The organism is Nocardiopsis metallicus (assembly GCF_014201115.1).
Classification (GTDB): domain Bacteria; phylum Actinomycetota; class Actinomycetes; order Streptosporangiales; family Streptosporangiaceae; genus Nocardiopsis; species Nocardiopsis metallicus.
Genome location: NZ_JACHDO010000001.1, coordinates 6,023,510 through 6,044,542 on the forward strand (window position 1 = coordinate 6,023,510; position 21,033 = coordinate 6,044,542).

The window sequence follows — 21,033 nt, forward strand, 5'->3', positions numbered from 1 at the left end:
GGCGTTGACCGCGTGCGGCGTGCGGCGTGCGGCGTTCCGGGGCCTCGCCACCGGGATCAGTCCAGGTGCGCGGGCCCGGGGCGGGCCCAGTGCCGGTGCAGCAGCGTGATCTGCTCGGGCACGACCCGCGACGGCGACAGCTCGGGGAGGTCGTCCACCTCGAACCACGCCACTTCGCTGGTCTCTTCGCTCGTGAAGGAGGGGTCCAGCTCGGCCAACGGCGCGCACACGAAGAGGAGCTTGTAGATGTGCCGGTCGTACACCGGGGTATGCGGCCACAGTTCCCGGTCCACGACCCCCGCGAGGTGGGTGGCCCGCACGGTGAGCCCGGCCTCCTCCGCCACCTCGCGTTCGATCGCCTGCCGGGGGCTCTCCCGGATGTCGCACCATCCACCCGGCAGGGACCAGCGGTGCGGGTCGGAGACCTCCCGCACGAGCAGGACCCTGCCAGGGGGATCGAAGATCCCGGCGCGCACGTCGACCTTCGGGGTGGTGTACCCGGCGGCCGAGGCGACCGTTCTTTCGTAGGCGGGCAGGTCCTCGGCGGCGACGGTCTGCATCAGGTCGCGGGCCAGGGCGCCGATGCGGTGGAAGCGCTCGATGTCGAAGCGGTCGGTGCAGTACGCCAGCCCCGACTCCGCCTGCGCTGTGAGCTCCATGGCGATGCGCCGGACCCCCTCCGTGGAGAGGGGGTCGGAGGACGCAGAGCCCGTGGCCGGGTGCCCGGAGGATGGGTGGACTGTGTTCACGGTGTTCCTCGGGGTTCGGGTTCCTCGGAGTTCGGTGCGGGGGCGACAGGGGCTCAGAGGGCGGCGCGTTCGCGGTCGATGAGGCGGCGCAGGGCCCGGTGGACCTCGTCGGCGTCGGGCGGGGGGTTGGACGTGCAGCAGCGCAGGAAGTACCCGTCCGAGGCCGCGGCCACCCCGGCCCGGGCGGCGGGGTCGGGGAGGTAGGGCGCCAGGAAGGCGTCCACGGCCGCCGTCCAGCGGTCGACCTGCTCCCGCAGCGCGGGGCGGCGGGCCGCGATGAGGAAGAGCTCCATCTCGGCCAGGGCGTGCGCCCGGTCGCTTCCGGCGCCCTCGGCGATGAGGGCGGCGAACCCGCGCAGGGCCTCGTCCGGGTCCTCGGGCAGGGCGTCGACCAACCGCACGTAGGCGTCGTTCACCCTGGTGAGGGCGTCGACCAGGAGGTCGTCGACGGTCGCGTAGTAGTAGGTGACGGTACTGGGCGGGACCCCCGCCTCGGCGGCGACCCGGCGCTGGCTGACGGCGGTGACTCCGTCCCGTGTGATGACCTCCATGGTGGCGTCGAGGAGCAGGCGGCGCCGCTGCTCGCCCTTGCGCCGGCGGCCGTCACTGATGTTCTCCGGGTCCTCGACCCGCTGCTCGGTGCTCACGTTCGCCATCCTGCCCGAAGCCGTCCGGCGGTCAGTGCCCACCGCCCATCTCCAGGGCCATGACCCCGGCGATGACCAGCGCGATCCCGCCCACCTGCACCCAGGTCAGGGATTCGCCGAGGAAGACCGCCCCGATGACCGCGAGCAGGGCGATCCCGGCGGCCGCCCACACCCCGTAGGCCACGCCGAGCGGCATGCCCCGGCTGAGCACCTGGGAGAGCAGGTAGAACGCTCCGGCGTAACCGCCGACGACGAGGACCGAGGGCAGGAGCCTGGTGAAACCCTCGGAGAACTTCAGCGAGGTGGTGGCGAAGACCTCGAGGAGGATCGCGCCGACCAGCCAGATCCACGGCATACCGCTTCTTCCTCTCTCTGCTGCCTGAAACCTGATCGAGTGCACAGCTTTCATTTCCCAGAAACCTGAGCGAACGAACAAGATTTTAGTTCGGGCATGATGGCAGGGCAAGCAGAGGCGCTTCCGGGCGGCCGGAACCCCACCCCCTGGTGGACTGGCGCGTACCCCCTGGGTGTATTCTCGGCGGTTCTGGGGGCGGTGGGCACGCGTCCCGGATAACCGCTCCATACCGATGCGCGAAAGTTCAGAACCTTTTCCGTGTGGGAGCGTCTTACTCAGAGCAGTAGGCAGTAGGTCGGGTTCGAGTTTCAGCTATGGAGGTCCAGACGTGACGGGGAAGACCCACCCGGCGGTGACGCGACGGTTCGGCATCGGACTGGTGGCGCTCGCGCTCGTCGCGACCGCCTGTACGTCCGGCGACGCCGAGACGCAGAGCAACGGCGATCCCGTTGACGCCGAACCGGCCCAGCTCAGCATCACGCCGGAGACCGGTGCCGAGGAGATCGCCCCCAACACCCCCATCCGGGTCAGCGCCGAGCACGGGGTCATCACCGACGTCCAGGTCGACCAGGTCGTGGTCAGCGAGGCCGCGGCCGGGGGCGAGGAGGGCGACGACGACGGCGACCTCTACGCCATGACGGGCACCCTCAACGAGGACGAGACCGAGTGGGTCAGCGACTGGAACCTGCGCCCGGGCTCGGAGATCGTGGTGACCGCCACGGCCGAGAACGGCTCAGGTGAGGAGACGGAGTTCAGCGCCGAGTTCACCACTCACGACGCGGTCCCCGGCCAGCGCCTCGAACTCGTCTCCAACTTCCCCAGCTCCGGTGACACCGTCGGTGTCGGCATGCCCGTGGTGATCAACTTCGACCTGCCGGTCAGTAACAAGGCGCAGGTGGAGAACTCCATGAACGTCGTCGCCGAGAAGGAGGTCGCCGGCGCCTGGAACTGGGTCACCGACCAGATGGCGGTCTTCCGGCCCGAGCAGTACTGGGAGGCGTACCAGGAGGTCACCGTCGACCTGAACCTCGCCGGGGTCGAGGCCTCCGAGGGTGTCTTCGGTGTGCGCAACTACCAGATCAACTTCGAGATCGGCCGCGAGCTCATCGCGACCATGCACGTGCCCGACCACGAGATGGTCATCGAGATCGACGGCGAAGAGGACCGCGTCATCGAGGTGAGCAACGGAGCGGCCAACCGTCGCTTCGACACCACCACCAGCGGTGTCCACGTGCTGATGGAGCGCTACACGCAGCTGACCATGGACTCGGCGACCGTCGGTATCCCCGAGGACGCCCCCGGGTCCTACCGGGTGGACGTGAACTACGCGGTGCGCACCTCCAACAGCGGCGAGTTCGTGCACGAGATGTCGGCCAACGGCAACATCGGTTCGGCCAACACCTCCAACGGCTGCACCAACATGCGCTACGACGACGCCAAGTGGTTCTTCGACAACACCCTGATGGGTGACATCCTCGACACCACCGGTACCGACCGCGAGTTCGAGTGGGACAACGGCTGGGGCTACTGGCAGAAGTCCTGGGACGAGTGGCTCGAGGGCAGTGAGACCGGCGAGCCGCAGATGACCAGCTACGGCACGCCCGGCTCCGTGCACGGCGAGGGCCTGTGACCCTGAGGTAGCGGGCACGGTCCGGGGCGCTTAGGCCCCGAACGAACGCGAGGGGCGTCGCGGTGCGAACAGCACCGCGACGCCCCTTTCCGCTGCCCGCTGGTCCTCGGGCCGCACACTCAGATCTGGATGTCCCCGGTGTTCCCGGTGGCCGCGGGGACGCCGCCACCGGCCACCGAGGCACTCAGCTTCGCCACGATCGCGTCGATCACCAGCTCGGTGACGGCGGCCATGTCCACGGCCTCCGGGTCCAGCAGCCACTGCACCTGGAGCCCGTCCATGGTGGCGAGCACCGCGGCGGCCGCGGAGCGGGCGGGGGAGTGGCCGCTCGGGCCCGGGGTGCTCGCGGCCGTTCGGTGCTCGGGGCCGATCCGGTCCAGGACCGCGTCCTCGACCTCCTGGCGCAGCACCGTGTAGCGCTCGCGGAACCACTCCTGGGCGGGGTGCTCGGCGGTGGCGCTCTCGGCGGACAGCACCGCGTACAGCTGGGTGGTCCCGGGGCGTTCGGCGTTGCGCTGGGCCGTGGTGACCAGGTGGTCGAGCATGCCGCCGCCCTCGGGGGCGGGTTCGTCGTCGTCGCGCAGCTCCAGCACGGCGGTGAGCAGGTCGGTCTTGGACCCGAAGTGGTGCAGCACCCCCGCCGGGGTGATGTCGAGCATCGCCGCGATGTCGGCCAGCGAGGTGTTGTTGAAGCCCTGGGCGGAGAACACGTCGGCCGCGGTGCGCAGGATCTGCTCGCGACGGTTCACCCGCTTGCGCGGGGCGCGCTCGGGGGCCCGGTCCTCGTCGGAACGCGTCTGCCCGGGGCTCGTCTCGCTCATTCCTGCTCTCCACTTCCTCGTACCGCACGGGTACTCCGGGCGGATGGCTCGGGGGTTCGCGCCCGGTTGGCCACCACGCTATCGAGACTTCCCGGTCCTCACTTGCTTAATAAACATTCAGTAACTGTCCTCTCGTTGGACGAGACTCAGACCAGGCGACTGGGGCATGAACGTTCCGACCTCACCGGCAGAGGGTCGGGCGGCGCCTCCCGGCCCGCCCGTGCCGGGGTCCTCCCCCGAGCTCTTCGGAGGTCGCGCCCCGCACAGCCGCTTCCGCCCTACCTCACGCTCGCAGGCCGCACAAGGGATCGACACAGGTGACCCGGGTGCGCCCGACCAACAGCACCGGGCGGTCGTCGTCCAGGGAGAGAACGTGGACGGGCTCCCAGTCCCAGGGGTTCTCAGGGGTGGGGATGTACGGGAGGTCGTCCGGATGGAGGAGTTCCGCGCTCTCCCAGCTGGAACATTCGGGGTCGGCACAGGCCAGGAAGGTCAGCATCCGGCTCTCCCCGTCCACGAACGCCCTACGGGGATGCGCACCAGCCTCGGCCTGCGGCGCGTCGGCGATGAGCCGCGGCGGCTCGTCACGGCCCAGCCGCTCGGTGGTCACGCCCGGAGCCGCGTGCGGGTTGGACCGGAGGGCACCGCCACCTGCCAGCGGTACCAGGACGAGCACGGCGAGCAGGGCTATGGCAGCCGTCGGACGGCGGTGGGGCGCCTCGGTGGCCTCGGCGGTGGCGCCACGGTCGTCCAGGTGGTCGGCGACCCAGTCGCTGTCGGACGGGCCGCCGATCGGCACCGGACCGGACCGGGTCCACAGCGACTGGGCGGTCAGCAGGAGCACGGGCAGCGGGGCGAGGAGGAGCACCAGCAGGATCTCGAGGCCGAGCGCGGCCCCGAGGGCGGGGCCGGTTCCGGCCACCGTCCCAGCCATGCGCTCCCCGACCTCCTGGGGCAGCAGGAGCAGAGCGGCCAGCGGGACCAGGCACAGCAGGTGCGCGATCCGGCGACGACGGCACAGCAGCCAGGCCGCGCCGATCCCCTCGGCCAGGGTCAGACCGCGGAGCAGGGCGACGGGCATCCCGATGAGGAGGGGCGTCAGCACCAGCAGCGCCGCCAGCCCCACCAGCGGCCAGGCCACTCCGCCCGCGAGCCCGGGGGAGGGGTCCTGGAAGAGGGAGACCAGCACCGCGAACCCCATCCCGCCGGTGAACAGGGACAGGGACGCGTACGCCAGCACCGCCACCGTCCAGAGCAGCAGCAGGGGGAGACGGCGCAGCAGGCTCCGAACCACCGCGCGGGCGGGGAGGCGGCGGCCGAGCAGCAGGGCCGCCGCGACCAGAGCTCCGGCGGCCAACCCGACCACCCAGCCCACGAGGGTCAGCGCACCCGCGGGCCAGCCCGGGGACAGTTGGAGGACGCCCAGCGTGAGTGAGTCGTCGAAGCCGGGCGGCACTGGTGGCGCCAGCACCTCGCCGTCGACCACACGGGCGCCTTCGGTCTCCCGGAAGCCGTAGTAGGCGCTGAGGGCCTGGCCGGGGAGGAGGGGAAGGGCGGTGGCCGCGAGCAGGGCGATCGGGTGCCGGGCGTAGAGGGACAGCGGGAGCCACAGGACGGCACCGAAGGTTCTGGGCAGCCTGGTGTCCACGGCAGGGGAGTCGGGCACGGATCCTCGGTGGGGCAGGGGGCTCGGGGCAGGGGTATCCGGGAGCAGGGGCCGCGGCCAGACTACTGGCGGCCCTCCGAGGCGCTTCGTCGGGTACCGCGGTCGGCACCGAGCGTGGCGTTGCGGGCTCCGCCGGGGAAGTCACCTGCCCGGGGCGGGGTGTGCTCGGCGGCCAGGCGGCGCATCCCCTCCTCGCTGGGGGAGCCGGGTTCGGCGCAGTACAGCATCACCCGCTGGTCGGTCTCGGGGACGTGCAGCACCTGACACTCGTACTCCAGGTAGCCGACGAGCGGGTGGTCCACACTCTTGCGGAAGCCGCGCCGCTCCCGCACGGTGCGCTCCGCCCACAGCCGGGAGAAGCGGGGCGAGGTGCCCAGCAGCGTGGTCAGCATCCGGTTGATGCCGGGGTCGCCCGGGTAGCGGGCGTAGGCCGCGCGCAGGTCCGCGACGGAGTTGCGCTCCATGCAGTTGGCGTGGGGGCGCTCAGCCACCCGCGGGTCGTCGTCGGGGCGCCGGAACATCCACATGATGATGTTGCGCTCGGACTCGTCGACCGTGGCCATGTCACCGATGAAGTGGGTGGCCAGCGTGTTCCAGGCCAGGACGTCGTACTTGGCGTCCAGGACGTAGGCGGGGGTGGCGGTGAGGCTGTCCAGCAGGTGCCGGACGGCGAGGGAGACCTCCCGGACCGGGGCGCGGACCGACGGCGGCTCGGCTCCGGCCATCCGGAACAGGTAGGCGCGTTCGTCCGCGGAGAGCACGAGTGCCCGGGCGAGCGCGGACAGCACCTGGTCGGAGGGGTTCGGCCCGCGGGCCTGTTCCAGGCGCACGTAGTACTCCACGGACATCCCGGCGAGCTGGGCGACCTCCTGGCGGCGCAGCCCGGGGGTGCGGCGCCGCCCGGTCTCGGGGAGTCCGACGTCGGCGGGCACGACCCGGCCGCGGCGGTCGCGCAGGAACGCGGCCAGTTCGGAACGGTCGGCCATCACGTCCTCCTCGGTGCTCCGGTCGCTGCGGGCTCTCTTCCAGAGTGCCTGAGTCGGATGCCGATGACACTGGTACTGCCGATACCACCATCGGCCGGTCCCTTTTCCCGTCCCGGTCGGGTGCCCACGATGGCCCCATGAGTGAGAGTCAGAACAAGCAGAGCACCAACGGCGACGACACGAGGATCGCCTTGGTCACCGGGGCGAACAAGGGCATCGGGCTGGAGACCGCACGGCTGCTGGGGGAGACGGGCGCGACCGTCCTGCTCGGCGCGCGGGATCCGGAGCGCGGCTCGGCCGCGGAGCGGGACCTGCGGGACGAGGGGTCGGACGTGCACCTGGTGGCCCTGGACGTCACCGACCAGCAGAGCGTGAAGGCGGCCGCGGCGCGGGTGGAGAGCGAGTTCGGGCGGTTGGACGTGCTGGTGAACAACGCGGGTGCGGCCCTGGGCTTCGGGGCGGCCCCGAGCACCTCGGACCCGGATCAGCTGCGCACGCTCCTGGACCTGAACACGGTCTCGGTGGTGACGGTGACCAACGCGTTCCTGCCTCTGCTGCGCCGGTCAGCGGCGGGGCGGGTGGTGAACGTGTCCAGTGAGGTCGGCTCGATCGGATCCATGACCGACCCGGAGGGCCCCTTCTTCGGGATGTCCGGCTCGCCTGCCTACCCGGTGTCCAAGACGGCGGTCAACATGCTCACCGCCCTGTACGCGAAGGAGCTGGCGGACACCTCGGTGAAGGTCAACGCCGCCAACCCGGGGTTCTGCGCCACCGACCTCAACGGGCACAGCGGTCCGCGCAGCGCGAGGCAGGGGGCGCTGGTCAGCCTGCACCTGGCCAACCTGCCAGAGGACGGGCCCAGCGGGGTCCTGTGGGGGCACCTCGCCTCGGCCCAGGACCCGGAGAGCTACGGCGTCCTGCCCTGGTAGCCCCGTAGTCCTCGGACCGAACCAGGCGGCGCGGGGCCGCTGCGCCCCGCGCCGTTCGGGTTCACCAGGCGCGGACCCCGCCGACCGGGGCGGGCAGGCGCTCCTGGAGCCAGGTCCAGGTGCCGTCGTTCTCGGTGAACCGGCGCTGGACGCGTTCGACGTCGTCAATCGGGTTGCTGAACACCTCGCGCCAGTCGCCGGCGGCGCGTTCCTCCAGGTAGAGGCTGCTCGCGTCGGTGCGCATCCGCACCGCCTGGAGAGTGTGGGAGGAGCCGTCGTTCAGCTGAATGCGGTAGTAGGCCATGGGATTCCCCTGGGTGTCGTCCTGGAAAGTGAGGACGGTGGAGTCCGGAACACGCGCGTTCGACGAAGCTGGAGGATCTGTCTCCCCGACACGGCGGGACCTCGCTGGTCGGGCCGCGGGTTCGGTGGCCCAAGCGCCACTCGGGCGGGAAACAGGCGCGGGTGCCGGGGCACCGTGCTGTCCGCGTTCTCGGACTCTACTCCGGCAGGGGTGGGCACGTAGGGTAAACAAGGGAATCCGAAGTGAAATCGGGGAGAACGCTCCCCGACCCACTCCGGATCCCCTGGGCACAAGCCCGGGTGGAAGCCCTGGGTGGAAGTCCCGTTCAGCCGTCCCGCTCGGAGAGCCTGGCCCTGGCCTCCATCAGGGCGAAGCCGAGCAGGTTGCGCCCGCGCCACAGGCGCGGGCGTTCGGCGTTCTCGTTCTCCTTGCCCATCCCGATCCCCCACACCCGGTCGCGCGGGCTGGCCTCGACCAGGACGCGCTCGCCGGTATCGAGCAGGAAGGCGCGCAGGTCCTCGTTCTGACCGAACTTGGCGACGTTGCCCCGGACGGCGATCTCGAAGCGCTCCCGCTCCCAGGCCTCCTCGTCGAAGCCGCGGACCTCGCGGCCGATTTCCTTGGCGTCACGCGGGTGACCCGCGGCGAGGATCCGTTCTTCGGCTTCGGTGTCCCCGAACAGCCGCGCCTTCCCGGCCATCACGAAGTGTTCGGCGGTGGGGTAGTCGGTCCCCTCCACGGTGAAGCCGGCGGGCCACCACTGGGACAGGCAGCTGGCCGAGACCCCGTCGGGTGGCGGCTGGTGCCCCCAGAAGTGCAGGTACTTGATCCGTCCGTCGATCCGGAGCAGATCCTCCACGGTCCTCGCGTCGGCAGGGTTTCGTGTGCCTGTCATGATCGGGAGTTTCCCAGAACCCCATGGTGTTCCGGTAGCCCTTCTACCGGGTTTCTCGTGTTCACGGGCCTCTGGTCGGGTTCCGGTCGCGAGTGGGCCCCGAGGGACGATCCCATCTGGACCAGTGGTGGGACCGCTGCTGTGTTCGCTGAGCAAGGGAGCGCCCCGGGCAGATCGGGGCGCGTCGTAGTAGCGTGGCGGAAAGCCCCGGAAGCCTTAGGTCAGCGGGGTTGCCGTCCGCGGTGGCGCCGATGGTCGGCGGGGCGTCCTCCGCGTGCGCGGAGGCCGTCCGGGTGCGTCTTCGGGCGGGCCCGGCCACCAGACCAGTCGGTCGGCCTACGGGTTCACGCGGGGGCGCGGCTCGTGTGCGGCAGCGTCACAATTGCACGCTCAAGTACTTCAGGGGGCTCGGGTCCGATGGCCGAGACGCGCTGGCTCGACGACGGCGAGCAGCAGGCCTGGCGTGCCTTCCTGATGGCCGTCAACCTGATGGACGGGGCGCTGGACCGCCAGCTCAGGCACGACTCCGGGCTTCCGCACGCGTACTACCAGATCCTGGCGATGCTCTCCGAGGCGCCCGGGCGCGAACTGACGATGACCCGGCTGGCCCGCTTGCTGCGCTCCTCGCCGAGCAGGCTCTCGCACGCGGCCGCACGGCTGGAGGGCGACGGGATGATCCGCCGCTTCAAACGGCCGGAGAACCGGCGCACCACGATCGTCGAGATCACGCCCGCGGGGATGAAGGTCCTGGAGGCGGCTGCCCCGGGCCACGTGCGCGAGGTGCGCCGGGTCCTGTTCGACGCGCTCAGCAGTGAGCAGGTGGGGCAGCTGCGCGAGATCTCCGAGTCCATGCTGTCCGCGCTCGACCCCCAGGGCGAGGAGCCCAGGTACGCGGACCCGGACACGGCCGACGTCCGGGACTGAGCGGCGTTCTGTTGTCTGCCCTGGCCGGGGCGGACGCGGATCTTACCCAAGTCTCACGGAACTCTCACCCGTCCACGCTATGTGTCCGGGCGGATACGTACTAACATGTGGCTTCCCTGGAAAAGGTTGCGCACTCAAGTGTTGGAGTCGTAGGCCCGAGAGTTCCGCCTGGTTCCGGGGGTACCCGCTCACAGAAACAGGAACCACCATGACCGAATCGCTCAGACTCAGCATCAGTGACCTCACCGCTCTGCTCGCCAGGGTCGTCGTCGGGGTCGTCTTCATCGCCCACGGACTGCCCAAGGCGGCCGACCTCAACGGCACCGCCCAGGGCTTCGAGGCGATGGGCATCCCCTTCCCGCAGTTCTCCGCCCTCCTGGGCGCTGTCATCGAGGTGGGTGCGGGGGTCGCGCTCATCGTCGGCTTCGCCCTGCCCCTCGCCGGGCTGCTCCTCACCTTCATGATGGGCGCGGCGTACTTCTTCGCCCACGTCGGCGACCCCCTGGTCGGCGGCTTCGAGCTGCCGCTGGTCCTCGCCGTCGCGGCCCTGGCGCTGGGCTTCTCCGGCGGACGCTACTCGGTGGACCGGCTGCTGCCCTGGGGTCGCGTCCGCCAGGAGAGCGGGGCCGCGGAGTCCGTGTCGGCCTGACCCGCCCGGACTGGTTCGGCGTCCGTCCTGACCAGGGGCCCGAGAAGTCACCCCGGTCGGGGATCGCACCGCTGGCGCGGCCGTCCACCCATGGTGTTGGGCGGCCGTTCGTGTTTTCTGAGGTGCTGTTGTTTCGCCAGTTTATCTATGCGGTGGTCTGTGGCCTTAAGTGAAAGTCATCGCTTTTCGACTTGTGTAGTGCTTGGTGTCTCTTCCGGTGTAAAAAATGTAGGTTCTCGGCCCCCTGGTTTTTGGTGATGATCGGTAGAATGTGGCCGAAACAAACAGTCGCGTTGTCAGTGGGGCTGTGTTTCACGGGAACCGTCCCCCTGTGTTCCGGCCCCCGTTAGTCGGTTGAACGGGAGCTCGTTGATTGAACAGGTACAACGTGTCCACGGACTGGCAGTTGAGAATGGTCGACCGGGACGGCCGGGGTTTGTGGGGCGCCGCGGTCGTGGTGTCTCCGAAACACGCGATCACCTGCGCGCACGTCGTCAACAGCGCGGTCCGGGCTGACGGGGGGAGCGACGCGGGGCCCGGCAGCACAGTCCACCTGCGTCGCCCCGGTCACCCGGAGGTCATCACCGGAACCGTGCTGGAGGACGGCTGGTGGTGGGAGGACCGCGCACCCTGGGACGTGGCCGTACTGCGCCTGGACCCCGCCCCCGGTGTCCGGCCCGTTTCGTTCAACCGGGTGGGGGCCTTCCGCGCCCGCGGTGAGCGGGTGAGCGTGTCGGGGTTCGTCAACGCCGAACACGGACGGTGGGCCACCGCACGACTGCGGCGCCGCGGCGGCCCCAGGAGCGAGTACGTCCAGTTCGACACCGAACCGGGCAGCGTCGTCCGTATCGAGGGAGGGTTCAGCGGTGGCGGGGTGATCGAACCGCACGACAACGAGCTCCTGGGCATCGTCTGCGCCGCTTCGTCCGAGGGACGGGTCGGCTGGATGATCCCCACCGAGGAGATCCCGCCCGTGTGGCGGCCGGGCCCCGGCCCCGGTCCCCCCAAGGTCGGTCCGGTCCGGCCCGACCTGATCCATCGGCTCTCGTTGTTCGCGGCCGAACTGGACACGATCTCCTCCCCCGTCGCGCGCCGCGCCTTCCACCGAGCGCTCGACCAGCGCCTGCGCAGCCGGATCCCCTCCGACCAGCCGGACCAGCTCTACGCGGAGGAGCTGGTCCTGCGGGCCCACCGGGACTTCGGGATCCTGCAGGAGGTTCTCGACCAGCTCGACATGCGGGAGGACGGCGGTGTCCGCATGCGCGCCGTCTGGGACGCGGCCCGGCCCCTGCTGGGAGAGGAGGAGTGAGCGAGGGCGCGCCCGAAGGCCTACCCGTGGGCCACGAGCTCCCTCCCGAGCTGCGGTCGCGCATCGTGGAGGCCCTGTGCGAGATCGACAACCTCGCTGAGGAGCGGGGGCAGGCGACCCTCCTGCGCTACCTCTCGACCAGAACCCGCAACCGGGTACGGACGGGCGCGGCGGAGGTCTTCGCTGAGAGCATGGTCGATCACTGCGCCCGGAACTACTCCTTCCTCGAACTGAGCCGGTGGCTGCCCGCTCGCGAGTCCGGTTCCCGGCCCGCGCTGGCGGTGGTGGAACTGCTGCGCCCCTTCGTGGCGGCCGAGGAGAACGAGACCCTCGCCCACCAGCTCCCCGGATCCACCTGGCCCGATCTGGACGAGGTACGCCAACAGCTCAGTCGCATCCCCTGCGAGGGCCGGATCAGGGCCGTCTACGAGCAGGTGAGAGGGGGCCTCGTCGCTCAGGGCAGGCTGCCCGCGCCGAACACCGCGTGGGAGGCCCTGGTCGCGCTCGCCGATTTCACCGCGCGGGACGGCGTTCCCCCGGTGCTGATCATGTGTACCCAGCTGTCCCGTGACCACCCCGGGCTTTCTTGCGCCGCGCTGCTTTCGGCATGGGGGGAGCCCACCCGCTGGCGTCCTCCCCTCGACCCCCCGGCCTCCGTGGACGGCCCGGCCCGTCTGATCGTGTGGGTCAGCTCCGGAGCCCGCCGGGACCGCTACGAACTGGAGAGCTGGGCGGTGCTCCGCCAACGCGGTGACGGCCTACCGGAGTTCTGGGCTCACTGGGTCGACCGAGATGTCGCCAGCGGTGAGATCGCGCGCAGGGTAGGGGAGCGACTGGATCTGGTGGAGGAGGAGGCGCGGATCCTCCGGCACCCCGGGCTGCGGGTGGAACTGGTCGTCGGACTGGACCTGATGTCCGCTCTGCGGGTGGAGTCCTGGCAGAACGAGGGGGCGGGGGACCGGCCCGCGCTCGGCGACCGGGCCGAGCTGGTCTACCGGGCCGCGGAGGTGACGGACCACCGGTTCGAGGCCGTGGGGAAGATTCGCCAGCTCACACGGGAGCGGTGGGAATCTCTCGAACAACGGGGAAACGCGAATGTGGTTGACCTCTTCCACGCGGGGGATATGGATGAGATACTGCTCCACAGACGATTGGGAAATGAAGATATCATCTGCCTTTCTGTTCCGAGCGGGCTCAAACATCCGGTTAAGCATGTTCTTCGTGCGCTTGGTGTTGGGGTCCCGGTTGTCGTGTGGCATTGCGGAGAGCGAGAAGGGTCGATTGGAGACTGGCTGAATCCGGTGCGGTTGGAAGGAGAGGTGACTTTGACGGCGAAGCAGGTGTACGGCTTGCCCAAAGTCCTCTTCGACTGTCGGACCGGAGCCGGGTCCACCGAGGCCAGCGTGTACATCGAGAACCCCTCCGACGTGGCCATGATGTTCCATGACCAACAGCCCGTGCGCCCGCCCCGGCCGTCCCAGATATCCCCCGACAGCATCCTCTAGCCACCGCCCGGCGCTTTGAAGGACAGTCCATGAGCACAGAACCAGGGGCGACCGACTCCGCTCGGGAGGTGCCGGAGTGGTGGATCTTCCACGGGACCGGCCAGCCGCGCGGTCACCTCGACCTGGCGTCACAGTTACCACCCCCACCCCCCTGGCGGACCTACTCCGGCACCCCCGACCCGGCCCCGCCGCCCCCTGACCAGGACAGCGGCCGCTACCTCGGCCCGGCCCGCTCCCTGGGGTTCGCGGTACCGCTCGGCCCCAACCGCCGCCAGTTGCTGGACAAGGTGAACGCCGCCATCCACCTGCGGCGCCCCCTGCTGCTCGTGGGCCCGCCCGGTGTGGGCAAGTCCAGCCTGGCCCACCAGATCGCCCGGGAACTGAAACTGGGCCGCCTGCTGCGCTGGGCGGTCACCAGCAGGGCCACCGCGGCGGACGGGCTGTACGCCTACGACCCCCTCACCCAGATCCACGACCTCAACCTGGAGAACACCAGGAACAGGACGCGCGGCCCCACTGACCTGCGCTACTCCAAGGAGGCCACCCGGACCGGCGCGGAGACCGAGGCGCACCTGAGCAGCAGCGCCAAGTCCATCGGCCGCTACCTGACCCTCGGCCCGCTGGGCACCGCCTTCCTCCCCCGCAAACTCCCCCGCGTCCTGCTGATCGACGACTTCGACCTCGGCGACTTCGACCTCTCCGGCGACCTCCTCGACCTGTTCGAGAACGGCGGCTACCGGATCCCCGAACTGGCCCGGCTGGCCAACGTGGCCGAGTCGATCGAGGTCGGCACCGACGACCCCGGGCGGCGAGTCGAGGTCCACAACGGCGAGATCCTCTGCTCGGCATTTCCGATCATCGTGCTGACCTGCAACACCGACCGGGACCTCCCGCCGGCCTTTCTGCGCCGTTGCATCCCGGTGCGGGTCGGTATGCCGGACGAGTCCGAACTGATGGCCGCCGTCGCCGGACACTTCCGGGGTACCCCGCCCACCGGCACCCGGGAACTGATCACCCGCTTCCTGGAGGCGGGCCGCGACGGGGACCGGCTGGCCCTGGACCAACTCCTGAACGCGGTCTACCTGCTCTCCGAGACCACGCAGCAGCAAGCGGGCCCGACGAGCGACCAAGTGGACCACCTGGCCGAACTCCTGTGGCACCGGCTCACGGACGACCCTGAATGAGTGAGGGGGCTTTCCCGCTGCCTCCGGGTGGTCGGCTGGACGGCAGCCGAACGGGCATCCCGTTCGGTGACCTGGGCCTGTCCGCGACCGACCTGGCCGACGCCCTCTACCTCGCCGCCGTGATGAAACGCAGCACCGACGCCGCGCCCGCGCGCTACGCGCCCCGGTACCACGCACCCGACACCGAACCGCTGCCGGAGGATCCCGGAGGGCTCTGGTCCCCGGCCGCCGACGGCGCCCGGGGCGGCGGCGCCGGGGGCGGGACATGGATCGGGACCGACGGTGACCGGGTTGCCGACACGGTCGACACCGGCCCGGACGCCACGGGCGCGACGGTCCAGGACGCCCCTCTCCTCGGCGAGGGGGCCGGCCTTCGGCGGGGATCCCCGGCGCCCTCCAGGCAGGCGGTACAGGCAGGGGCGCCGGAAGAGTCCGAACTGGAGACGGCCTTCGCCCAGCCCGTACTCCAGGACCGGCAGCGCTTGCTCTCCGCCCTCAGCCCCTTCAATCTCAGAACCCCGCAGGGCCCGGCCGACCAGATCGACCCGGAGGGCACCGCCCGCAACTACGCCCGCGCGCTCCTGGACAGCCTCCAGTGGGACGAACGGGAACGTGAGTCCGCGGGGGTTCCGATCGTCCCGGCCACCCGCCGCCGACGCCCGCGTTCCGTGCGGCTGACCGTGCTCGTCGACGACGGCGTCTCCATGCTCTTCCAGCAGGGGGTGGCCGGTGCCTTCGGCCGGATGCTCCAGGACAGCGGGGTCTTCCGTGAGGTGCGTCGGCTGTACTTCGACTCCGAGCGCACGGGCGAGCCCCGGTTGGTGGATTCCAGGGGGCGGGTCCGCCGGATTCCCGGACCGGAGGAGTCCGGACCCCGGATCACCCTGGTCCTGACCGGCGGACTCGGTACCGCCTGGGGCGACCGCGAGTTCCAGTCCTGGCTCGCGGACCTGGGTGCCCGGAGCGCGGTCGCGGTCGTGCACCTGCTGCAGCCGCAGGTGTGGCGGCGCGGCACCCTGCGCACCGTCCCCACCGAGATCCGGATGTCCTGGCCCGCGGCTCCGGGCGCGCCCAACCGCGGCTACCTGCGTGAACGTACGATCACCGAGGTCGGCGAGGAGGAGGCGCCCTTCGGCACCCTCATCCCGGTCCTGCCGCTGTGGCCCGGGGCGCTGCACGACTGGGCCTCGTTCGTGATGTACCGGAGCAGGTCCCGGCTGTGGGTGCACACGGCCGAGTTCCCCGCCCGGGAGCAGCCGCACGCGTCGCCCCCCGACCCGCCCGAGGGTGCCCGGGGCGGCGACGCGGTCGGACCCGCGGAGTCCGACTGGGCGCGGGAGGTGCGCCGCTTCCAGCAGAGCGTCAGCCCCGAGGCCTTCGACCTGGCTGTGGCCCTGGCCGCGGTACCGCTCCATCCGCGCATGGTGAAGGCGGTCTGCGCGGACGTCCTGGGCGGGGCCTCTCCCTCCGAACTCACGGAGGTGTTCTTCAGCGGCCTGATCCGTCAGGTGGAGGAACCCGGCACGGGCGGGGGCGTTGAAGGCAGGTGGCGCCCGCGTGAGGCCCGGTGGGAGTTCCGCGAGGGTGTCCGGCGCGAGCTGTTACTGCTCGGCGGACGGGTGCCCGAGGTGCTCCGGATGCTGTGGTTGGCCGCGGAGCACCTGCGCGACCTCGACCCGTGGTTCGAGGAGCTTCCCCTGCTGCTGCTCGGGCGCAGACCGGAGAACCCGCGCCGGACCCCCGTGTCGCGTTATTGGATGAATTCGATGTCCGATGCGCTGGATTCTGTATCCATATCCGGTTTTCGATTCGAATCGGCCAATATCACCACAGAACTTACCGAGGCCCAGCAGGAACACGAAAACCACCCTCCCCGTTCCACGTCCAGGGCAACGGCCCCCCGCGAGTTTGGTCTAGACTCGCAATCGTCCGGGTCTGCGCATGAGGATTCTGCGGATGTTCCCTTGGGGGCGCGTCCCAGAACGGCCCCGGGGAGCACGGAGGGAAGCCCGGAAAATCCCGAGAGCCAGTTTGGTGGGGAAAACATGACAGATTCTCTCGCTTCGGCCTCCAGGCCCACCGAGCTTGCCGGTCGGTCCTCGGCGGGAGGGCGCCCGCGGGCCGCGACCTGGGTCCAGGTCCCGCACCGCAACGCCTCCTTCGTGGGGCGTGAGGGACTGCTGAACTCACTTCGCGAACAGCTCCTGCGGGATCAGCAGCAGGTCATCACCGCTCTTCGTGGCATGTCCGGTGTCGGCAAGACGGAGATGGCGAAGGAGTACCTCTATCGTAACGCCGCCGAGTACGATCTGATTTGCTGGATTCCAGCCCAGCACATCAACCAGGTTCGGAATTCCTTCGCGCATATAGCGGCCAGCTTCGGTATCGGTAGTGCCGGCGCTGACAATGAGTACATTGTCAGCGAGGTGCTGGAGGCCCTGCGCCAGGGAAGCCGTTTTCGCCGTTGGCTCCTCATCTACGACAATGCGCAGTCCCGGGCGGAAATCCAGAGATTTCTTCCTGTCGGGGGCGAGGGGCACGTGATCATCACTTCTCGGGATGGAAGCTGGGAGCTTCCAGGGGGCTACGGCTCCATGTCCATCCGGGAGTTCGACCGGGATGAGAGCATCCAGCTGCTGCGCAGGCGCGGTCCCCGGTCGCTCACCGCGAACGAGGCCGAACAGCTGGCCGAGGAGCTCGGTGACCTTCCCCTGGCGCTCAACCAGGCGGCGGTCTGGCTGCACGAGAGCGGTATGTCCGCAGCCGATTACCTCGAACAGTTCGCCCGCAAGAAAGAGGAGATGATCCGTCTCCTGGAACCGGAGGACCCGGACTACCAGGTCCCGGTGGCGGCGGCCTGGAACGTCTCCCTGGACCGGCTGGCGGTGACCAACCCGGGTGCCCTGCGACTGCTCCAGCTCTGCTCCTTCCTGGCGGCGTCACCCATCCCCAAGTACGTCTTCGAGTTCGCCCGGGGGATCGTGGGGCCACCGGAACTGGTGGAGGTGCTGGAAGACCCCACCAGGCTGAACATCGCGATCCGTGCGATCGGCCGCAACAGCCTCGCGCACATCGACCACCAGCAGAACAGCATCTCCCTGCACCGACTGGTACAGGTGGCGGTGCGGGCCCCGATGACCCCTGAGGAGAGGGTCGTGCTCCAGCACTGCGCCCACCAGCTCCTGGGGCGCGCCGGTCCTCGGGGCGACGTCGCCGATGGCAGCCCCCGCTACGCCGACCTGCTCCCGCACGTGTGGGCCTCCGAGGCCTGGGACTGTGAGGACCCGTGGATGCGTCGGGTGGTCATCACGCTCTGCTGGACCGGTGTGGTGCGCGGCCAGGCCCAGGAGATCATCAAACTGTGCCAGGTCACCTACGACACCTGGCAGCGGACGCTCGGTGACCGGCACCCCGACACCCTCTCCATGGCGATTCAGCTCTCCCGCGCCCTTCAGCGGCTGGGACGTCTGACCGAGGCACGGGAACTGTGCGGGGAGACCCTGGCGACCATGCGTGAGGTCATGGGAGACGACGACCCGGAGGTCATGGAGGCCGAACGCGAGAACATTCGCAACCTGTGGCTGGCCGGCCGGTTCCACGACGGACTGATCGAGGCCACGGCCAGCCTGGACCGACGGATCCGTCTGTTCGGTGAGGACGATCCGTGGACCCTCATGATGGCCCGTGTGGTGGCCTTCAACGAACAGCTCACCGGTTTTCCGGACCGTGCCGTGCGCAGGTACGAGGAAGCGCTGCGGCGGTTCGAGATCGTTCAGGGGCACGAACACATCAGGACTCTGGGTACCGTCAACGGTTACGCCGAGGCGCTCATGGAGGACGGTCGCTATCAGGAGGCCGAGCGGGTCCAGGCCGACCTGGTGGAGCGCTGCCAGGTGCTGTGGGACGAGGACGACGTCCAGCTGCTGATCAACATCGCCGCCTGGTCGGTGATGCTGCGCCGGGCCGGACACCACCAGGAGGCCTACGAGCAGTCCAGGTACGCCTGGGAACGCGTCGTGGCACTCCAGGGGCGAGGCAGCAGTCAAGCTCTGTACATCGCCATGGTGCACGCCCGGTCACTACGGACGATCGACCGCTTCGACGAGGCGCTCAAACTGGCGGAGGACGTGGCCGACCCCTACACGCGGCTCCTGGGGGAGCACCACCCGTACGTGGCCGCCGCCAACGTGAACCGAGCTCTCATCATGCGTCGCCTCAGCCGGCCAGCGGAGGCACTGGTACTGGACAGTTCGGCCCTGGAACTGATGTCCACGACGATCGGTAACGACCACCCGAATACCTTGGCCTGCCGGGTCAACCTGGCCAACAACCATTTCATGCTGGGGGAGGTCGAGACCGCTCGGGAGATGGACGAGCAGGCTCTGGTCGCCTGCCGGACCAAGCTGGGGGAGAGGCACCCTCTGACCCTGCTGGCCGAGCGCAACCACCTGCTCAGCCGCAAGGGCCTGGGTGAGGACGTGGCCGAGGAGTACGCGGCCGTCCGACGGAAGTACCAGGACGTCATGGGGCCGCAGCACCCGTCCACCCGCACCCTGGACGACGAGGTGCGCGGGGACGCCGACATCTACGTCAGCCTGGTCTGACTCTTGGAATGCGCGGTCCGGGGGCACCCGGGCCGCGCGGAGCACCGCTCACCCGACCATCACGTGCTGGAGCAGAGCTGTCCACTCGCACGGGCCGAACCCCAGCGTGGTGTCGTTTGGCCGACTGGAGTCCCGTAACCTGACCTCCCCGCTGTCCCGCAGCGCGGTTTCGACGCAGTTTCCCTGGTCCGCGCTGTAGCTCGACTTCCGCCATCGGCCGAGGTCCGTTCCCAGCCCCTTCACCTGAGCCCCCGTCTGGCTCGTCCGTGCAGTTCCGCGTCACCCACGCGTCGGCCTCGATTCTTCTGTTGCCACCATTGATGCTCCTGTTTCCCGTGGTCCCTTGAATAAGTGAGGGTCGGCGCTGTCCCACTTATGTATTGTGCTGATAGCAGGTCCTGCTTGTACATCCCCACGAGGGTGTTATTCATGTCGACCGGATCCGGCCCGTGTGGGCGGAGGGGTGCATAAACGGAGAGGCGATGTACGTTTCAAGTTTGACGCACCCGGGGAGCTGCCGTCGAGGTCTGAGGCTGAATGAAGGGTTGTCGGTTCCGTGTTGGCGAAAGTGTCCTCGACGCCGTGGGAGTCAGGGGTCGAAACACCTATGCGGATGTGCTCAGGTTTCCGTTAACCCTGGCAGGAGCGGAAACAGGGCAGGTCCAGAAAGGTCAAAGCGGTCTTCGGCTCGAAACGCTGAAGTTGGTCGGGGGCAACGGGCCCTGGGTCGCCGGCCGCTGAGCCCTTGGTGGCAGCATGGATCAAAATGAAACCCGTGGGCACCTTTGGGTTGCGTGACAGAACTGATACTTTTCACTGATGTCCAGGAAGAACATCTCTCCCACTGAGGTTTTCTCAGCGAAGATCATTTCCACTGCCTGTTGAGGACAAGAGCCGCACGGGCGATGTCTCCGATCCGGCTCGGGCTAAGCGTGACGTACTTCAGCGTCCGCCAGCGCTCCTTGAGTTCGGCGGCGGTGCGCTCACCGAGCGCACGCACGTGCCGCAACAGCGCGTTATACATCCGTGTGTCCACGTGCAGAGCCCCTTCGCCCTGGCCCGTAGGGCGCTTGATGGGGGTGTGCACGCCGATACCGGCGCCTTGGTAGCCCTTGTCAGCCAGGGTGGGCAGGCCCTCGGCCGCTGCCTTGTACAGGGCGGGCAGGGCGTGGAGGCGGGCGGCGGTGATGTCGGGGGTGGATCCGGGCTCGACTGCGGAGACCCACAGCGGGGTGCCGTCCGGTGCGGATAGGAACTGGATGTTGCCGCCGAAGGCCTTGTGTTTTTGGCTGAACCACAGGTCGTTGCCGTTCTCGCGGACGCCCGCGAGGCGGTCGGAGGCGATCAGCGTGCCGTCCAAGACTACGCGCGCTATCCCTTCGTTGTGGCAATTGGCCAAGACTTCGTGCAGGTCGGGGGCCTGGCCGGCGAGGACGTCGATGCCTTCGTGTAGGTAGCGGTAGCTGGTGGCCTGGGAGATTCCGGCGTCACGGGCCAGGCAGTGCACACAGCCGCGCTCACGGAACCAGCGCAGCACCAGCACCGCTTGGCGGAACGGCCCGAGTGCCCGTGAGCCCTTCGGAGTGGCGATGCTTCGGCGGTGGGCGGCCAGGTGTCGGGCGAGGAACTCGACGATGTGGCGTGGGACGTCGAGGGTGGCAGAATAGGTGACCAACGTGAAGCCTCTGGTGGTTACGGACATGATCTTGTGGTGAGACCTGTCCTACCAGGGGCTTTACGTCTGCTCGCATCCAGGTGCCACTCGTCCGGCCCGGCGGGGATCCGAAAATCACCCTGCTCCGCAGAGATCATTTCGCTGAGAAAACCTCACTGGTCACATGCTTCTCTGTGCTTACATGAAATCCCCTGCCGGGGT

At 69.4% G+C, this 21,033-nt stretch carries 18 protein-coding genes; 8 read left to right on the plus strand and 10 right to left on the minus strand.

Annotated elements, in window-relative coordinates; all coding sequences use genetic code 11:
* Positions 1-56: 56 nt before the first annotated feature.
* The 3 genes from HNR07_RS26440 to HNR07_RS26450 form a co-directional block, all read right to left on the minus strand.
* Entirely contained in the window at positions 57-659 is a 603-nt protein-coding gene (locus tag HNR07_RS26440; RefSeq protein WP_184372715.1) for an NUDIX hydrolase N-terminal domain-containing protein, read from the minus strand.
* A gap of 143 nt (positions 660-802) precedes the next feature.
* Entirely contained in the window at positions 803-1,396 is a 594-nt protein-coding gene (locus HNR07_RS26445) for a TetR/AcrR family transcriptional regulator (RefSeq protein ID WP_312893987.1), read from the minus strand.
* Positions 1,397-1,427: 31 nt separating this feature from the next.
* A complete protein-coding gene (locus HNR07_RS26450) occupies positions 1,428-1,751 on the minus strand; it encodes a DMT family transporter (protein ID WP_184367442.1) in 324 nt (107 codons plus the stop codon).
* A gap of 328 nt (positions 1,752-2,079) precedes the next feature.
* On the opposite strand from HNR07_RS26450, the gene HNR07_RS26455 reads away from it, so the two are divergent.
* Entirely contained in the window at positions 2,080-3,381 is a 1,302-nt protein-coding gene (locus HNR07_RS26455) for a L,D-transpeptidase (protein ID WP_184367445.1), read from the plus strand.
* Positions 3,382-3,500: 119 nt separating this feature from the next.
* Here the strand turns inward: HNR07_RS26455 and HNR07_RS26460 are convergent, their stop codons facing one another.
* The 3 genes from HNR07_RS26460 to HNR07_RS26470 form a co-directional block, all read right to left on the minus strand.
* On the minus strand, positions 3,501-4,202 hold the full coding sequence (locus HNR07_RS26460) for a TetR/AcrR family transcriptional regulator (protein ID WP_184367448.1): 702 nt from the start codon (positions 4,200-4,202) through the stop codon (positions 3,501-3,503).
* 283 nt (positions 4,203-4,485) lie between these two features.
* Positions 4,486-5,868 carry a hypothetical protein gene (locus tag HNR07_RS26465; RefSeq protein WP_184367451.1) on the minus strand — a complete coding sequence of 461 codons (1,383 nt, stop codon included), beginning with the start codon at positions 5,866-5,868 and terminating at the stop codon, positions 4,486-4,488.
* 62 nt (positions 5,869-5,930) lie between these two features.
* Positions 5,931-6,854 carry a helix-turn-helix transcriptional regulator gene (locus tag HNR07_RS26470; RefSeq protein ID WP_184367454.1) on the minus strand — a complete coding sequence of 308 codons (924 nt, stop codon included), beginning with the start codon at positions 6,852-6,854 and terminating at the stop codon, positions 5,931-5,933.
* Between the two features lie 137 nt (positions 6,855-6,991).
* Between HNR07_RS26470 and HNR07_RS26475 the strand changes: the two genes are divergently transcribed.
* Positions 6,992-7,783, plus strand: coding sequence for an SDR family oxidoreductase (locus tag HNR07_RS26475; protein ID WP_184367457.1), 792 nt, complete (start codon positions 6,992-6,994; stop codon positions 7,781-7,783).
* 61 nt (positions 7,784-7,844) lie between these two features.
* On the opposite strand, the gene HNR07_RS26480 is transcribed toward HNR07_RS26475, so the two are convergent.
* Entirely contained in the window at positions 7,845-8,087 is a 243-nt protein-coding gene (locus HNR07_RS26480) for a hypothetical protein (RefSeq protein ID WP_184367460.1), read from the minus strand.
* Positions 8,088-8,412: 325 nt separating this feature from the next.
* Positions 8,413-8,982 (minus strand): NADAR family protein, encoded by a 570-nt coding sequence (locus tag HNR07_RS26485; protein WP_184367463.1) that lies wholly within the window; start codon positions 8,980-8,982, stop codon positions 8,413-8,415.
* A 417-nt stretch (positions 8,983-9,399) separates the two neighbouring features.
* Between HNR07_RS26485 and HNR07_RS26490 the strand changes: the two genes are divergently transcribed.
* From HNR07_RS26490 to fxsT, 6 genes are all read left to right on the plus strand, one after another.
* Positions 9,400-9,906, plus strand: a complete 507-nt coding sequence (locus tag HNR07_RS26490; RefSeq protein ID WP_184367466.1) for a MarR family winged helix-turn-helix transcriptional regulator — start codon at positions 9,400-9,402, stop codon at positions 9,904-9,906.
* A 208-nt stretch (positions 9,907-10,114) separates the two neighbouring features.
* Entirely contained in the window at positions 10,115-10,555 is a 441-nt protein-coding gene (locus HNR07_RS26495; RefSeq protein ID WP_184367469.1) for a DoxX family protein, read from the plus strand.
* A gap of 373 nt (positions 10,556-10,928) precedes the next feature.
* Positions 10,929-11,864, plus strand: coding sequence for a trypsin-like peptidase domain-containing protein (locus tag HNR07_RS26500; RefSeq protein ID WP_184367472.1), 936 nt, complete (start codon positions 10,929-10,931; stop codon positions 11,862-11,864).
* Positions 11,861-13,369: a hypothetical protein gene (locus tag HNR07_RS26505; protein WP_184367475.1), complete on the plus strand. Its 1,509-nt coding sequence runs from the start codon at positions 11,861-11,863 to the stop codon at positions 13,367-13,369. Before HNR07_RS26500 ends, HNR07_RS26505 begins: the two co-directional genes overlap by 4 nt.
* Before the next feature lie 29 nt (positions 13,370-13,398).
* A complete protein-coding gene (locus HNR07_RS26510) occupies positions 13,399-14,553 on the plus strand; it encodes an AAA family ATPase (protein WP_184367478.1) in 1,155 nt (384 codons plus the stop codon).
* The gene (fxsT, locus tag HNR07_RS26515; RefSeq protein ID WP_184367481.1) at positions 14,550-19,157 is read left to right on the plus strand and encodes an FxSxx-COOH system tetratricopeptide repeat protein; all 4,608 of its coding nucleotides are present in this window, start codon (positions 14,550-14,552) and stop codon (positions 19,155-19,157) included. Before HNR07_RS26510 ends, fxsT begins: the two co-directional genes overlap by 4 nt.
* 48 nt (positions 19,158-19,205) lie before the next feature.
* Here the strand turns inward: fxsT and HNR07_RS35720 are convergent, their stop codons facing one another.
* Together HNR07_RS35720 and HNR07_RS26525 are read right to left on the minus strand one after the other, a co-directional pair.
* Positions 19,206-19,400 (minus strand): DUF397 domain-containing protein, encoded by a 195-nt coding sequence (locus HNR07_RS35720; protein ID WP_312893988.1) that lies wholly within the window; start codon positions 19,398-19,400, stop codon positions 19,206-19,208.
* Between the two features lie 622 nt (positions 19,401-20,022).
* Positions 20,023-20,832 carry a transposase family protein gene (locus tag HNR07_RS26525; protein WP_184371353.1) on the minus strand — a complete coding sequence of 270 codons (810 nt, stop codon included), beginning with the start codon at positions 20,830-20,832 and terminating at the stop codon, positions 20,023-20,025.
* Between the last annotated feature and the right edge of the window lie 201 nt (positions 20,833-21,033).

What these genes read in the sequence shown, in the direction of transcription:
- HNR07_RS26440 (WP_184372715.1), bottom strand. Translation starts at nt 659, where the DNA reads ATGGAGCTCACAGCGCAGGCGGAGTCGGGGCTGGCGTACTGCACCGAC.
- HNR07_RS26450 (WP_184367442.1), bottom strand. Translation starts at nt 1,751, where the DNA reads ATGCCGTGGATCTGGCTGGTCGGCGCGATCCTCCTCGAGGTCTTCGCC.
- HNR07_RS26460 (WP_184367448.1), bottom strand. Translation starts at nt 4,202, where the DNA reads ATGAGCGAGACGAGCCCCGGGCAGACGCGTTCCGACGAGGACCGGGCC.
- HNR07_RS26470 (WP_184367454.1), bottom strand. Translation starts at nt 6,854, where the DNA reads ATGGCCGACCGTTCCGAACTGGCCGCGTTCCTGCGCGACCGCCGCGGC.
- HNR07_RS26475 (WP_184367457.1), top strand. Translation starts at nt 6,992, where the DNA reads ATGAGTGAGAGTCAGAACAAGCAGAGCACCAACGGCGACGACACGAGG.
- HNR07_RS26480 (WP_184367460.1), bottom strand. Translation starts at nt 8,087, where the DNA reads ATGGCCTACTACCGCATTCAGCTGAACGACGGCTCCTCCCACACTCTC.
- HNR07_RS26485 (WP_184367463.1), bottom strand. Translation starts at nt 8,982, where the DNA reads ATGACAGGCACACGAAACCCTGCCGACGCGAGGACCGTGGAGGATCTG.
- HNR07_RS26490 (WP_184367466.1), top strand. Translation starts at nt 9,400, where the DNA reads ATGGCCGAGACGCGCTGGCTCGACGACGGCGAGCAGCAGGCCTGGCGT.
- HNR07_RS26495 (WP_184367469.1), top strand. Translation starts at nt 10,115, where the DNA reads ATGACCGAATCGCTCAGACTCAGCATCAGTGACCTCACCGCTCTGCTC.
- HNR07_RS26510 (WP_184367478.1), top strand. Translation starts at nt 13,399, where the DNA reads ATGAGCACAGAACCAGGGGCGACCGACTCCGCTCGGGAGGTGCCGGAG.
- fxsT (WP_184367481.1), top strand. Translation starts at nt 14,550, where the DNA reads ATGAGTGAGGGGGCTTTCCCGCTGCCTCCGGGTGGTCGGCTGGACGGC.